Annotated in this window: 10 protein-coding genes; 4 read left to right on the top strand and 6 right to left on the bottom strand. The window is 70.0% G+C overall.

Annotation, left to right across the window (positions count from 1 at the left end):
• From ACFYNS_RS30750 to ACFYNS_RS30740, 3 genes are all read left to right on the top strand, one after another.
• The coding region (locus ACFYNS_RS30750; RefSeq protein ID WP_388606165.1) for a hypothetical protein at positions 1-468 on the top strand (468 nt) is incomplete at its 5' end.
• 146 nt (positions 469-614) lie between these two features.
• On the top strand, positions 615-2,879 hold the full coding sequence (locus ACFYNS_RS30745) for a TraM recognition domain-containing protein (RefSeq protein WP_388606164.1): 2,265 nt from the start codon (positions 615-617) through the stop codon (positions 2,877-2,879).
• Positions 2,880-3,575, top strand: coding sequence for a hypothetical protein (locus ACFYNS_RS30740; protein ID WP_388606162.1), 696 nt, complete (start codon positions 2,880-2,882; stop codon positions 3,573-3,575). It begins immediately after the preceding gene.
• A 62-nt stretch (positions 3,576-3,637) separates the two neighbouring features.
• Here the strand turns inward: ACFYNS_RS30740 and ACFYNS_RS30735 are convergent, their stop codons facing one another.
• The 5 genes from ACFYNS_RS30735 to ACFYNS_RS30715 form a co-directional block, all read right to left on the bottom strand.
• A complete protein-coding gene (locus ACFYNS_RS30735) occupies positions 3,638-4,489 on the bottom strand; it encodes a hypothetical protein (RefSeq protein WP_388606160.1) in 852 nt (283 codons plus the stop codon).
• A gap of 134 nt (positions 4,490-4,623) precedes the next feature.
• A complete protein-coding gene (locus ACFYNS_RS30730) occupies positions 4,624-5,289 on the bottom strand; it encodes a plasmid partition protein (protein ID WP_388606158.1) in 666 nt (221 codons plus the stop codon).
• Positions 5,290-5,377: 88 nt separating this feature from the next.
• Positions 5,378-5,839 carry a hypothetical protein gene (locus tag ACFYNS_RS30725; RefSeq protein ID WP_276479324.1) on the bottom strand — a complete coding sequence of 154 codons (462 nt, stop codon included), beginning with the start codon at positions 5,837-5,839 and terminating at the stop codon, positions 5,378-5,380.
• Between the two features lie 78 nt (positions 5,840-5,917).
• Entirely contained in the window at positions 5,918-10,717 is a 4,800-nt protein-coding gene (mobF, locus tag ACFYNS_RS30720; protein WP_388606156.1) for a MobF family relaxase, read from the bottom strand.
• 1,502 nt (positions 10,718-12,219) lie between these two features.
• Positions 12,220-12,363 carry a hypothetical protein gene (locus ACFYNS_RS30715; protein ID WP_276479322.1) on the bottom strand — a complete coding sequence of 48 codons (144 nt, stop codon included), beginning with the start codon at positions 12,361-12,363 and terminating at the stop codon, positions 12,220-12,222.
• Between the two features lie 332 nt (positions 12,364-12,695).
• On the opposite strand from ACFYNS_RS30715, the gene ACFYNS_RS30710 reads away from it, so the two are divergent.
• Positions 12,696-13,295 (top strand): hypothetical protein, encoded by a 600-nt coding sequence (locus ACFYNS_RS30710; RefSeq protein WP_388606154.1) that lies wholly within the window; start codon positions 12,696-12,698, stop codon positions 13,293-13,295.
• A gap of 51 nt (positions 13,296-13,346) precedes the next feature.
• Here ACFYNS_RS30710 and ACFYNS_RS30705 read toward each other — a convergent pair whose 3' ends face one another.
• Positions 13,347-14,087 (bottom strand): nuclease-related domain-containing protein, encoded by a 741-nt coding sequence (locus tag ACFYNS_RS30705; RefSeq protein WP_388606153.1) that lies wholly within the window; start codon positions 14,085-14,087, stop codon positions 13,347-13,349.
• Between the last annotated feature and the right edge of the window lie 385 nt (positions 14,088-14,472).

The raw sequence follows: 14,472 nt of genomic DNA, 5'->3' as shown, positions 1-14,472 counted from the left end.
GAAGCCCTGGTCCAGGAACGGGACCAGCTCGCCGAGAAGGCACACGAAGCCAAGGAGGAGCTGGACCGGACGCGCGGGCAGTTGCAGACCCTGCAGGAGGAGAAGCGGGCTCTCGGCGCCCGGCTGAGGGCGCTGGAACAGGCGCGAGGCGAGCACGCGGCCACGGTTCCGGCGCAGCCCCGCCCGACCTCGGTGTCCCCGGCTCGGGGGGACTCGGCCGGCCCGCGGGTGCAGGCCGATGTGGAAGGCGCAACGAGTCAGCCCACGCGTGCGCTGGTCGCCGACATCTACCGGGGGCTGAACGAGCAGCAGCGTGCCCTGCGGGGTCGCCCGCTGGCTCAGGTCATCTGCGAGGCAGCTGCGGACCGGGGCGAAGAGCTGAAGGTGGACACGGTGCGACGCACCCACATCTCCGCGGACCTGCTGGCCGAGTACCTGAGCCCGGAGCGGCATGGGTCCGGAGCGTGAAATCTGTCCACAGGCTGACGGGGGCAGAGTGGAAATCAGGGCCGCATCTGTCAGTGATGCGGCGTATACAAACAGGAGTGGCCCCGGTGGTGCATGAAGAGCTTGGCGGCTACAGCACCTCCGGGGCCCCGACGAAGGAGACCTTCGTGAGCGACAACAGTAAGGCCAGCGAACCGAACGACTCGACCACCCTCTCGGACAACCGTGTCCCGGCGCCGACCGAGAAGGAAGCGTGGAAGCCCCACCAGGGCACCCCGAACACTCCGGCGGTGCCGGTCTTCGGCCGCCCCACCGTGCGCTACACCGCACTGGCCGTCCCCGCCTCGCTCCTCGCGGCCGAAACCCAGACCAGCGAAGACGGGTCGGGCAACCTGCTGGGCACAGTCGTGGGCGGCCTCGCCGAGGCGGGCGGCGCGCTGCTGACGGAGCAGCCCCTCCTGTCCGTGGCCGTGATCGGGGGCCTGGTGGGCGCCGGCTACACGAAGATGCGCAAGGACTTCGACTTCACGCGGGAGGACGACGGCTTCGCCAGGCGGCGCGAGCTGCGCGCGAACCTGAGCCGCCGCCAGCTGGTCAAGAAGCGCCGCACGCTGCGCCCCTCGCTGGCCGACGTGCCGGGACGGTCGGTGCCCACCAACGCCGTCGGCATCTACATCGGCAAGTGCCGCAAGACCGGCTTGCACCTGTACATGTCCATCGAGGAGAGCAGCCTGATGCTCGCCCCGATGGGCGCGGGCAAGACCGCGAAGATCGCCAACTGGATCATCGACGCAGAGGGCCCGGTCCTCGCGACCAGCACCAAATTCGACGTGGTCGAGTGGACGGAGCGGCTGCGATCCAGGGTCGGACGTGTCCTGGTGTGGAACCCGCAGGGGATCGCCACGCGGGCATCGGACATCGCCTGGGACCCGGTGATCGGCTGCGCCGACCCGGAACTGGGCGTCGAGCGGTCGATGCGCAGGGCCAAGTACCTGCTGGACGGGTCGGATGCGACCGCCGGCCTGGAGAACCGCAGCTTCTGGGAGAGCGCCAGCTACTCGGTGCTGAAGGCGTTCCTGTGGGCCGCAGACGCGGCGGACCTGTCCCTGCTGGACGTGGCGCGCTGGTCCAAGAGCGTCGCGAACACCGAGGCCATCAAGATTTTCGAGAAGTTCGAGCAGCCCGACCCCAGGAATCCGCACCGCCCGGTCGCCCCCCGCGGCTGGAAGGCAGACCTGATGCAGGTGCAGATGGTCAAGGGCAAGCCCACGACCAGTGAGAACGTCTTCGGCACGCTGGCCAAGACGTTCATGTTCCTCGACGCGCCGCGCGTACAGCGGATCATCGAGAAGGCGCACCAGGTCGACCAGTTCGACATCTCGGGCTACCTGCGTTCCCAGGACACCCTCTACCTCCTCGGGCGCGACGACGGCAGGGGTAGTGTCGGCCCGCTGTTCACCGCCTTCACCGGCGAGCTGTACGAAGCAGCGCGCGCGCTGGCCCCGATGAACCCGGGCGGTCGCCTGGACCCGCCCTGGACGATGGTCCTGGACGAAGCGGCGCTGATCTGCAGCGTGCCGCTGGAGCGGTGGACGGCTGACAGTCGTGGCCTGGGTATCAGCATCCACGCGGTCTTCCAGTCCCCGGCACAGATCATGGAGCGCTGGGGGCGCTACGGGTACCAGACCATTTGGGACAACTGCGTGAAGCTCGTCCTGGGTGGCCTCTCGAACGAAGACCACCTGGAGGGGCTCTCGCGGCTGTGCGGCAAGCACTACGTGAAGCGCGAATCCCGCTCCACGAACCCGGGTCCGGACGGCACCATGCGCGCCAGCGTCTCCCACACCCAGGTCGAGGTCGAGACCATGACCCCGTCGCAGATCATGAACCTCGAACCGGGGCAGATCCTCGTGCTGCGCAAGCACCTCGGCGGCCCCGTCGTCGTGAAGTTCACCCCGGTCTGGAAGCGCAAGGACATCAAGGAAACGGAGAAGGCCGACAAGAAGGCGGCCAAGGAGGTGCTCAAGGCACACAGGCGCAAGGAGTCGGCTGCCGCGGTTCCGCCGCTGTCGGCTCCGGCCGACGTGTGGGGCCCGCCTCGGCAGCAGGACCCCTGGGCGCCGGCCGAGCCGGAGACCAGCCCGTGGACGGCTGATCCGGCGGCCAGCAGCTGGACCTCCGCCCCGGCCGGACGTCATCTGCGGGTTGCCGGGAGCGAGGACGCTCCGCCCCTGTCCCCGGGGGCAGGGCAGCCGCCGGTGGTGGTGCCGCCCAAGCCTGCCTACGCGCCCACCGAACATCTGGAGCAGGTGCCGCCGCAGCCGGAGCCCAAGGAAGACCTGATCGAGCCGACGCGCCTGAGCAAGACGGGCACGGACGCTGCTGATCCGTACGCGGCCTTCAACGACGACGATGACCCGTGGGGCCGCTAAATGGCGGAGATGAAACTCGACCCGATGGAGATGCTGCTGCGGCTGACGGGCGATCTGTCCGCTGTCCGCGGCCGTCTCCAGACCCTGGAGGATGAGAACCTCCCGGCCACTCTGGAGGGTCTGGACACGAAGGTCGGCCAGCTCAAGGAGTCGCTGGCCGCCGTGGTCGAAGCCGTCGGCCAGCTCATGGCCGACCCCGAAGAAGAGCCGCCGCCGGAATGGCCGGGCACCACCCCGAACTGGACCGACGACCTGGACCAGGATCAGGCCCGGGAGCTGTGGGACGGACTGACCGAGTGGTGCCAGAACACCCTGTGGCCCATCTACGCCAGGCCGGTGTGGCGGCCCTGCTGGTACCTGCACAAGCGGCTCGTGATCGAGCTGACGGCCCTGTGGCGGAACTACGAGTGGTCCTACGAGGACAAGGCGCCTCCGACCCGCGTCTCCGAGTGGCACGCGCGCTGGTGGCCCCATGTCGAGAAAGTCCTGGAGAAGGAGCTGAGCAACTGCGGCATGCCTCGGGACGGGCTCCCGAAGCCCCGGCACCCCGTTCCCGTTCCGGTGCAGCCGACGATGGAGAACGAGAATCCGCCGCCGCCGCCCTTCACTGAGAGCGACTTCGTCGACCACCGGTTCTTCGAACGTGTAGAGAAGGACATCGCTCGGCGCCGCGAGCCGGAAGGCGACGACACCTGATCCTGAGCACGGAGCGAGGGGGTCACCCAAATTTGGGTGACCCCCTCTCGTGTGTGCGCCGACTACCGGCTCTGGAGAACCTCGTCGGCCAGCTGCGCAATGGACAGAGCCGCCGCGCTGATCTCCTTCAGCGTCCCGGTGGGGACGTCCTTCAGCCCGCCCTCTTCGCTCGCGGCCAGCAGCTCCTGCAGTACATCGCGCATCTGGCCGGCCCGGCGGCCCTCCGGGAGTTCGTCCTGGACGATCTCGGCGTCGACCACCGTCTCGTCAGCCTCGCCCGCGGGGGCTGCGGAGTCACCCGAATTTGGGTGGCTGCCAGTCCCCAGCGCCCCTTCCCGGGGCTCTCCGGACGCCTTCTTCGCCCGCTTCGGCTTCGCCTCGATCGCCTGCTGAAAAGTGATCGCGGTCGTCAGCGCCGGCGACTCGGCACTCCGGGCCAGCTCGACCAGGCCGTCGACCACACCGGCCGTCACGCGGTGGCGGCGCTCGGCGGCCCACACCCGCAGCGCGACATACGCGCGGGCGGTCACGTCCCGCCCGTGCTGCTCGACCATCGGCAGCAGCTGCTGCACGTGGGAGTCGGGGATCGAGCGGGGCCGGTCCTGCTGCTCGGCGATGGCCCTGAGTAGCGGCCACTGCTGAATGCGCCGGTTGACCTCCGACTCCGACTCACCGAACTGGTCCTGGCAGTAGTCCGCCCATGTCCGGCCGCCGCCGCGGTGCAGGCGCCGGGAGCGAACGACGTGAGCGGCCTTCCACTTCATCCACTCAGCCCGGGTGCCGTTGGCGAACGCCGCTTCACAGTGCCCCAGGGTGTCGACCTCCTCGGGCGTCAGAGCGCCTTCGGCCTCGACCTCGACGGGCTCGGGGATCAGGTCCGGCGTGAAGGGCTGGGGGCGGTAGGGCTCCGGCACGGCGGCGGACGCCTTCGGAGTCCTTTCCCGTGCCGGCCCCGGGACTGCTGCTGGCGCTTCGGGCGCGGCCTCGGCCTGTCGGCGTGCCTCGGCTGCGGCAGCGCGCCGTGCTCGGATCTCCTTTTGGGAAGGGCTCACCGGGCCTCCCGGCCGCCGGGCAGCAGCCCGCGCTTCTTCATCTCCGTCACCAGAGCGCCGAACGCCGTCTTGGCGGCCCCCTCCACGGGGGCGCCCATCGAGTCGCCGAAGCGTTCGGTACGCGGGATGACCGTGGTGAACACCTCGTACCCCTCCTTGGCCATCTCCTCGCGGTAGTAGCCGGTCGAGGACGCGTTCGCCACGGTGCGGTTGAGCAACACCCATGTCTCGGGCTTCTTGCCGGTGGCCCTCAGCGGGGCGCTGCTCGCCAGGATGTCCTTGAAGGGCTTGGCGGTCTCCGGCTCGCAGATCCGCTCCCAGTCGCCAGAGGTCGGCGACATGTGCAGGATCACCAGGTCGGCGACGCGGAGAATGGAGTCCGCGATGAAGATGTGGTTCTCGGTGTGCCCGCAGTCCACCATCGCGATGCCCTTGTCCGTGGGCGGCACGACCTCCTGGTGGAACTTGGCGGACGCCCGCAGGTGCACGGGGAAAGCGAAGTTCCCCTTCTCCGGCTGGCTCCAGCTCCAGAACTGCTTGCTGTGGTCGGCGTCGTACCCGACGACGTCGTAGCCTTCCTCGTCCTCCAGCAGGGCGTGCGACAGCCACCCGGTGTCGGTGGTCTTGCCCGTCGTGCGGGGCGACATGTTCGCGATGAGCATGGCCGGAGCCTATGGGCACAGCCGAGATCAATACATCCACACGCCCACGGCGCCGACTCCGCCACTCCGCTGCAGTCCGGCCCAGGCCCTACTCGGAGATCGGACGCTCAGCGGTGGAGAATCCCATGGCCCATTCCACGGTGCGCTTCACCCCGCCGGCATACCACTCGGACACCCCGGGCCACTTGTGCTCGAAGACGGCGTCCTGGGCGTGCAGCCTGACCGACTTGACCGGCAGGCGCGGGTACGGGTGGCTCTCCACCGAGATGGGGGCTGCCTCCCGCTCGCCCAGCAGCCACCTGGTGGTGTCGATGATCCCTTCCAGCCCGCTGGCCAGGCCGCGGGGGGAACACCAGGAGACGCGGACTTCCACCGGGTCGAGGGGCAGCGAGGCGAGAGCATCGTCCCGCAGCGTCTGCACTTCGTCCCGCGAGCGGGTCACACCCTCCGGCAGCTCCTGCCCCGTGGCCCCGGTCGAGGCGCCCTTGGAGGACGACCGTTCCCACTCCGGGGGAAGCCCTGCCGGGTCCCTCCACCACGCTTCAGTCATGCCAGCACGGTAGCGGGCGGCGCAGACACGGCACAGAACGCAGCAGAGAGGCCAGCGGGACATCCCGCTGGCCTCCGGCTACATGTCGATGTCGCGGTCCATCTCGGGCATTGGCGGAGGCGGAGGCGCGGGTGCCGGCGTCGCTGGTTCGGGGACGGCGGCTTCGATGTCCTGATCGTGCCCGGCCAGCTCCGGGCCCGGCCTCTCGTACTCGGCCTCGAAGCCGATTCCCGCATCGCGGCGAGCGCGGTCGGCTTCCTCGCTCTGGGGCTCCAGCTCGGACTCGCGCTGCTGCTCGGCGGCCCGTTCGCGCTCCTGGGCGCGCTGTTCGAGCACCTGCTGGGCGGCACGGGCCTGCTCCAGAGCCTGAGCCATCCCCTCCTCGACCGACGTCTGCTGGTCCGCGAGGGGGGAGGTCTCGTCAGCACCGGCGGCCTCGGGGGCATCGACCTCGGACTCCGGCACCCGGTGGTCCAGCTCCGTGCGGGCGAGGTCGGCCTCGTCGCGCACGACCTGCGTCTCCTCGGCCCACCGTTCGCGGGTCTCGTGGATCTCCTGGTACGTGTGCGCCCTCTCGCCCATCGTCTCGGCGATGTCGCGACTGGTCTGGGCCCGGTCCAGAGTCTCCGCCACCCTCTCGCTCGGCTCGATCTGCGCCTGAAGAGTGGGGGCCTGCTGCAGCGCCATCACCTGTGCGAGGGCCTGCTGATGGTCGTTGTAGCCGGTCGCCGTGGCGTAGGTGTGCATCGTCTCGGTGAGGCGGTCTTCGTGCTGGGCAGCGTCCCGCTCCGCCATCTCCCGGGCACGCAACTCCATCTGCACTGCCTGGTCGGCGAAGTCCCGCTCGGAGGCGAATGCCTTCTGCATGTCGTCGGCGACATAGGGCGGGGCCCAGCTCTCCTCCCGGTCCGCACGCTCGATCATCTGCCGGAGCGTCTCGTCGGACGCACGCGCGATGTCCGCCTCCCGCTCGTCGACCCCCAGTGCCCGGCGTGCTCGCTCCCAGTCGGCGCGGGCCTCGACCGATCCGCGGGGCGGCTGCTGACCGATGGCGTTGCGCTCGTCGTCGTGGCCGTGAGCCTCGCGGTACCGCTCTACCCGGCCAGCCCGCAGCTCCCAGTCGGCGCGCGCGGTCGGGTCCTCGGGCACCGGGCCCAGCCGCTCGATCGCCCACGCGGGCTGGTCCTCGGCAACGCTCTGTCCGAGTCGCTCAACGCGCTGGTCCATCTCGGCCGCCCACTCGGTCATGAACCGGCCCAGGTCACCCGGCATGTCCGGGGTGCGGGAGGCGTAGGAGTCCATGGCCTCCCACTCGGCGTCGCGCTCATCGGCCTGCCGCTGGGCGACCTCGATGTCCTGGCCAGCGTGGAGAACTTCCACGTTCACAGCGAAGGCTTCTGTCTGGGCCATCAGCTGCTGGAGGTGGAGGTCGACATCCTGCTGCACGTCGCTCGGGTCCGTCTGTCCGGCCTCGATCCCGGCCTCGATCGCTGCGGTGACCTTCTGCTGCTGCTCGACCACCGCCGCCCGCTGCTCCGCCTCCTCACCGCGGACCTTGGTGCGCTCGGCGTCCTCGACGGCCCGCTCCAGGCGCCAGTGCAGGGTCGCAGCGTGGTCCTCGGCGCTCTCCAGTTCCCGGGAGCGGGCGGTACGCACCAGCAGGTCCTCGGCGTCGTGCCCCTGCTCCTCGACGTGCCGGGCAAGCCGCATCAGGCTGCCGTACGACTCCTCGGAGCGCAGCCGCTCATACTCCTCGCCGCCCAGCGCCTGGTAGAGGGCCCGGCTGTACTTCTCCTCAGCCTGCTGGTCCTTGACTCCCGACCAGGTCGGCTCCAGGACCGCGAGGTGCTCGCGGCGCTCCAGCTCGGCCTCGATCGTCCGCGTCGCGGTCTGTTCCAGCCCGGAGCGCTGCAGCGCCGAACTGAGCGTGGCGAGGTGGTCCGGGATCTCCTCGTGCTTGAGGCCATCCCCCTGCCGGTGGGTGATGACGTATCCGTAGTTGCCGCCCTCGCCGCGAGTGAGCATGACGTACAGCGACTCGCGGCTGGTCGTCTCATCGACCAGGGAGTGGCAGACCCCGACCGTGCGGCCCTGGGCGCCGTGCACCGTCGCGGCATAGGCCAGCTCGACGTGCTCCTGCACGTACGTGGCTGGCAGGTGCATCCGGGCGCCGTCCTCCAGCTGCACCAGCAGTGCCCCGTTGTCGCTGATCCCGGTGACCTCGGCGACTGTGCGGTTGACCGCGAAGTCGCCGTTCTCGGCGGTGATCGTCCGGTCGTTGCGGCGCAGCTGGATGTGGTCGCCCACGCCTGCCTTGGTCTCGACGCCGTGCTCCTCGCGGCCAGTGCGCAGCACCACGCCGTCCTCAGCGACCTGCCCGGCGCGGACCAGGTCGGCACGCACACGGGCGGACAGCTCCGCGACCTGGGCGTTGTCCTGGGCGATGAGCAGGGGGTTCTTGCCGTCGAGGTGGTCGGTCAGCCATGCCTGGTAGGCGCGTTCGGTCATCTCCTCGGCGGAGCCGCCGCGGAAGCGGCTGTGCAGTTCGTACTGCTCCAGCGCGGCGGCGTCGCCGGTGCGCAGCTTGAGGGAGGCGTCGGCCTCCCATTGCCGTGTGACCTTCTCGCCGGTGGCAGGGTCGACGTCGCGGAAGCGGCGGACCTCGTCGAGGATGTGGACGCCCGGGGCCTCCTCGACCCACTGGGCGAATACGCCGCCCGCGCCGACTGCAGGGAGCTGGTACGGGTCGCCAGCCGGGACGCACTTCGCACCGCTGGCCTCGATCAGCGCACGAACAGCGTCGATGTCCGTGGTGTCGGTCATCCCGTTCTCGTCGAGGATGACCAGCGCTCCTTGCGGGATCCGGTAGGTCTCGGCGTCAGGAACGTGCTTCCCCTCGGCGAGCGCCTTGTTCTTCAGCAGGAGCATGTCGATGTTGGTGACGTTCTCGATGCCCTCATCGCGCAGGACTTCGGCGGCACGCTGACCGCTGGCCAGGCCGATGACCTGCCGGTCCGCGTGGGACTCCCACAGCTCGGTGAGGGCGGCCAGGCTGTAGGACTTGCCCGCGCCGGCCGGGCCGACCAGCACGTCGACCCTGCGGCCCGAGGTGGCTGCGCCCCGAACGAAGTCCGCCTGGGCTCCCTTGAGACCGCGGCGCTGGATGACGTCCTCGACCAGCTCCCTTGGCACGGTCGGGGCGCCGCGCTCGCCTGCGAACACGCGGAGCCGCTCCTCGACGCGCAGATGTTCCTCGGTTGCGTACCGGTCCCAGGTCGAGGGGTTGGGCTCGTAGACGAACGAGCCGTCGCGGCGCTGCAGCTCGGCCGGGATCTCGACCAGGGCCGGGGCCTTGGTGCACACCACGCCGTTGTCGGCGGTGGGGGAGAGCGCGTCGTCGGCCAGTTGGTTGATCAGGGCGGTGACCTGGTGGGCCTCCAGTCCGCCGAGTGTGTCGGGCAGCTGCTTGGTCAGCTCCACGATCAGGTCGGGGCGGGTCCAGGTCGGCTTCGTCTCCTGCGCCGCGGCGACTGCCCGGCGCTGGATGACCTCCGGGTCGAAGGACCTGGCCGGGCGGTGCAGCTGGTGCACGGCGGAGCGCTCGGCGACTTGGTCCGGGACGTCGGCGAGGCTCTCGCGGAAGCGGTCCTGCGTGGTCGCCTCCCACCGCTGGAGCAGCTGGTCACGGCTGGTGGCGTCGTGCTTCTTGGCGTTGCGCTGGTCGAGGGTGACGTACTCCGACATCCGGGCCAGTACGTAGGCGCTCGGTTCGACGCCGTGGGTCTCCTCGTACGCCCTGGCCAGCTCGGCGACGCCTTCGACGATGCCCCGTCGGCGGCTGCTGTGCAGGTCGCGCTGTTCCTGGCTGATGCCCACGATCTCGCGTGCCTTGCCGTCGGGGCGCATCTCGACGCGGACGCCCATCACGCGCTCCAGCGCCTCGCCCGCGACCATCTCCGACAGGTGCCCGGCGGCCTGCTTGTGCTTGAACAAGCCGCGCCCGTCCAGGGAACGCCACACCGTCGTCTCCTGCCCGGTGACCGGGTCGACGTCCGTGGTCTTGACCTTGGCCAGCACGGGGACGTGCACGTGGAGCTGCGGGTCGTCGTTGCGGCTCGTGTGCTGTGCGAACGCCCCGGCGATGAACTCATGGGCATCCACGTACCGCCCGGCCGCCCGGCCCTCGACGGCCTGGCCGTGGTGCCCGGCACGCGAGTAACCCGCCTCCTCCTGCATGTGCTGCAGCCCGGCCTGGACGCCTTCCTTCCAGCAGTCCCAGACCTGTTCGGCCTGACGGCTGTACTCCGCGGCCGTCTCCTCGTCGCCAGCCTCGCGCGCCTCCATCGCCTTGACCTGCAGCGAGGCGTGATAGACCGACCACGACTTCGGGGCGGAGAACGTCAGGTCGTAGTAGAGCGTCGCCGACGGGGCCTCCTTGCGGACCGACAGCTCGATGCTCTTGGCCTGCTCAGGGCTCAGCTCGCCGCTCGGGGCCTGCTCCCGGGCCTTCTCCAAGGCCGCGTCCAGGCGCTTCTCGAACGCCTTCTCGTAGCTCTTCGGCGGGTTCCCCAGCGTCGCGTCCTTGCGGATGGCCTTCTCCGCCTTGGCGTACTCCGCGGTGCCCCGCTCGTGGGGGATCGCGTCGAGCTGGGCGTACATCTCGTCCCGCTTGCGCGGGTCGATCCAGGAGGTGAACAGGTCCTCGAAGACCTCGTTCTCGACCTCGCCGGACAGTCCCAGCTCCTCCAGGCCGGCGCCGAGCCAGTAGCCGGGCGGTTCGCCAGCCTCGCCGATGCTGCGCAGGTAGTAGTGCTCGGCACCCTGACCGACTTCCTTGGTCAGGTACCGAGGGTCGCTACCAGCGGAGATCGAAAGCATCGCGACACAGCGTAGCGGTTTTTCAAGATCAACAACAGCCATCGGATCGTGATGCATAGGTGTGCTGGCTTATTGGCTTGTGCATGTTGTTGTACGGTCTGCTGTGGGTCGGATTGCTTGTGGGGGAGATGGAGTTGAGGGGTCGGATTCGGTAGAGGGTCGCTATGTCCTGTTTGAGTCTGGCTGGTGATGGGTCTTCATGCGACTGGTGGGCTGCTGTGGTTGGGGCTGCGGGGTCGGCTTGGGGCACCGTTTGTACCGAAATGCGCTTGTCGTCGCAGGGGTTTCCGGGGTCGGCGGCGGCTGCGCGCTGGGGGGCCGCAGCGCTCGGTGGCTCGGTCTGGTGGTGGTCACCGATAGGGCGTGTGCGCTACGGTCTCGGCGACGACGTCGACCCCCGCCGGGCCTGCCGGTGGGGGTCGACTGTTACCGGGGGCTTCGCCGGGGTCCACTCGCTTGGCAGCCACGGTGCGTGAGCGAGTGGGGAAGTCCTCCGGCACCGAACCGCGCCTGGGGAAGACCGCCGCCTGCGGCGCCCCGCTGGGGAAGGTCCGGCCGTGCCACCCTCGCGGTGCTGGGGAAAGCGCGTCGCGCTTGGGGAATCCGACTGTGTGACCCCGCCTTGGCGTCCTGGGGAAGTTCCCCGCCCGTCTTGGTCTTCCCCAGCAGTCTGGTGGGGAACTTCCCCGCCAGACTGGGTTCCCCAGCCACTGGACGGGACCGGGGCTTCCCCACCCGAGTGGGGAAGCCCCGGTGGGGAAATGCTGCCCCAAGCCGCGGACGGATCCCCCGCCTGTTCTTCCCCACCGCCCTTCCCCACCGGGGTGGGGAAGGGCAGGACAGATCGGGTCTCGCCGCTACTCAGAAGAGCGAGTCCTGGTGGGCTCCCGTCGGGTTGCCTGCAGCCAGTGCGGCGGCAATCGCTGCGTCGAGCTGGTCGGGGTCAGCGGTGGCGATAGCGTCTTGGACCGCGCGCGCCCGGCCAACAGCCCCGCGTACGTCGGCAAGTGCGTGACCTGCAAGTCTACGCCGATTCGCGGCATCGCGGTTGTTGTCACCCCTGGTGCCCAGCAGCCAATGGGCCGGGTTCTGGCACGGGGGCTCGTCGCATCGGTGCCGTAGCACCATGCCGGCCGGGATCGCGTCGGCTCCGTGGGCCAGTCGGTAGCCGAAGAGGTGAGCGGGCAAGGTCCCGCGGCGGGTGCGGCCGGGTAGGGAGAGGGCCCGGAAGGTGCCGTGCGCGGTGTCGCTCAGCCCACCGGTCCACCACCAGCAATCGTCCGGACCACGACGCAGGACGTGGCTCCAGTAGCGCGCGATGACTTCCCCATCGGTGAGCAGTCTTCCCCACGGAACGGCACTCCCGGCTGGGGAAGACTGCTCACCTTCCCCAGCAGTGGGCACTTCCCCAGCCGGGGAAGCAGAGTCCTCTCCGTCGGCCCGCTGGGGAAGGCCGTGGCGGGGAAGGTGGGGAAGTGCGGGTCGCTGCCCGCTGGGGAAGGTCACCGTTGCACCAGGCGGACAAAGCCCGACCGCGCCGTGGTGAAGGGGTCTCCGGGCTCCGCACACACGACTTCCCCGTCGCTGTAGGTGACCGCCCCTGCTTCCCGGTCCTCGCCGGCGGCGGCGTTCTGGCCGGTGCTCACGTGGTGACTCCGTCCGTGGTCCTGTTGGTCTCGGAAGCAGGTGTCCGCCGTAGCGGGCGCCTCCTTCTCTCTGGCACCGGCCATTGTCCGCCCGCAGGGCTTGTTATCCAATGCCGATGGCCGGTCCTGGGCGGTGCCGCTGTACGGCCGGTCGCGCGGGCAGATATGACATGGGGCACGGGGCGCCGCGGTGGAGGTGGAGCATGTGGAGTCGGTCTCCTGTCGGCACGCGCCGGGCCTGGCGTCAGCGTGAGGCGCTGCAGGTTCGGCTAAGCGGGCGGCACGGTCCGGAGTGGTGGGAGGTAGTGCCAGCGGGCGCCGCAGTCGCCGCGGTGGTCGGACTGCCTCTGCTGGGGCTTGGGTGGCTGTGGGTCCGGGTCGGCTGGTGGGCGGTGCTGCTGGCTGGGGCGGCTCTCGCGTATGCGGTGTGGGGCGAAGTGCGCCGGCGGCGGGCCCTGCGGGTGCACCGGCAGCGGCAGGCGGCCTGCTTCTCCATGGCGGACATCGACGCGGCAGACGACCGCCGTTTCCGGACCATCGTGGGGCGGCTGCTCCTTCGTGACGGGTGGACCCAGGTGCGGGGAGTGCGGATCCGCGGGCCAGTCGTCCACCTGGTCGGCGTCGGCCCGGACGGACGGCAGTTGGGGATCGCGTTCGAGCACGGTGCGGCGCAGACCGGGCAGGAGAGCGGGGGAAGGGGGGTGCTGCGGCCCGTGGGAACAGTGCAGGTGCCCCCTGAGCATGCGGCCCGGCCGCTCTTCCTGGTGGTCAGCAGCGGGCTGTTCGGGCGGGAGCGTGTGCTCTGGGCGGCCCGGCACGGCATCCGGCTGGTGGACCGTCCGCTCCTGCAACGGTGGGCGGCCGGCGAAGCTCTGGCTGACGTGCTCGACATCGGCGAGGAGGACGTGCGGACCAGGGCGACCGCGTCCTAGACCAATTGCCAGGGGTCCGGGATCAGCCGATCCCGGACCCCTGCTTGTTGCTCAGCTGCCGTGCGGGGGCAGTCGCCTCTCGGCCAGGGCTTCCACCGCGGTGATGCGGTCGGCGCTCCAGCCCGGCTGAGGAGCCAGATTCTGCAGCAGCTTCGGCAGCTTCTTCGCAGAGACGACCATGACGCCCTGGACCTCGATGCGGCCCCTGGGTCCGGGGACCGTGGCGCCATGGACAGCGACGATCGGACGGACCTCAACACCCAGCTGGCGTGCTGCCTGTCCGGCTTCCCAGCAGACTGTCTGCAGGGCCCGCGTCTGGTCGTACCGGCCGTAGCGCAAGGTGCCGCCCTCAACCCTGATCTTCGACCGCGTCGAACGCCACGCCTTGGTGTCGACGTAGGCGACGCCTGCAGGTCCGACGACCAGGTGATCCAAATTCGCCCGGCTGCCCGGGATGGCCCGGTCGTGCAGTACCGCGTAGCCGCGGCGAGCCAGGGGGGCCAGCAGACGGGCAGTCGCCACTTCGCCGGCCGCGCCCTTGGCCCAGGAGTTGTCGGCACGGCGGTAGGTCTGCAGGATTCCGTAGGCCGCGACGGTGAACGCAGCGAGCAGCCCCAGCTGCCACACGGTCGCGACGGCTGCGGCGACGCCGACCACCACAGCGCACGCTGCGGTGAGGGGAAGCGTGACCTTCGCACGGCGGTGCTGCGCGGTGCGCTCGGCGGTGCGGGCCGCCTCAGCGACCTGGCGAGCGCTGGCACCTGCCCCTCCTCGGCGCCCTGGTGTCGTCATGAGCGTCCCCCTCCTGTTTGGCTGTTGCCGCCTGTACCGGGACCGTAGCGCTGCGCACCGACACGGCATCAGTGCGCCTGCTCACGGCCCCGGGAGGCGTGCTCGGTTCCAGTCCCCCTGCCCAAAGACGTGCACGGGGCTTCGGAGGGGGCTTGCGTGGCTAACTGCTCGCTGATCCATGGTCCATGACGTCAATTCACCGCGTGCTGCGGCACGCATGACTGAAAGTTGATCATGTCTAGGACAAAGAGCGTTCAGCGGGCACATAAGACGCAGTCGCAGGCTTCCACGGAGGAACAGGGTGAGCTGCCCGCCCGGCGTTCCCGCGGCGAGAAGATCCGGGCATGGGCCCAGTTGGGCTTCGCCGCGTTGTGCGCGGGAGGGG

This window comes from Streptomyces sp. NPDC006925 (genome assembly GCF_042869575.1).
In the GTDB taxonomy this organism is placed as follows: Bacteria; Actinomycetota; Actinomycetes; order Streptomycetales; family Streptomycetaceae; genus Streptomyces.
Note: the sequence above shows the minus strand (reverse complement) of the source record. Positions and strands in the feature narration are given on the sequence as shown.

Coding starts and splice junctions, on each gene's coding strand:
- ACFYNS_RS30725 (WP_276479324.1), bottom strand. CDS start 5,839: ATGACTGAAGCGTGGTGGAGGGACCCGGCAGGGCTTCCCCCGGAGTGG.
- ACFYNS_RS30740 (WP_388606162.1), top strand. CDS start 2,880: ATGGCGGAGATGAAACTCGACCCGATGGAGATGCTGCTGCGGCTGACG.
- ACFYNS_RS30705 (WP_388606153.1), bottom strand. CDS start 14,087: ATGACGACACCAGGGCGCCGAGGAGGGGCAGGTGCCAGCGCTCGCCAG.
- mobF (WP_388606156.1), bottom strand. CDS start 10,717: ATGCTTTCGATCTCCGCTGGTAGCGACCCTCGGTACCTGACCAAGGAA.
- ACFYNS_RS30730 (WP_388606158.1), bottom strand. CDS start 5,289: ATGCTCATCGCGAACATGTCGCCCCGCACGACGGGCAAGACCACCGAC.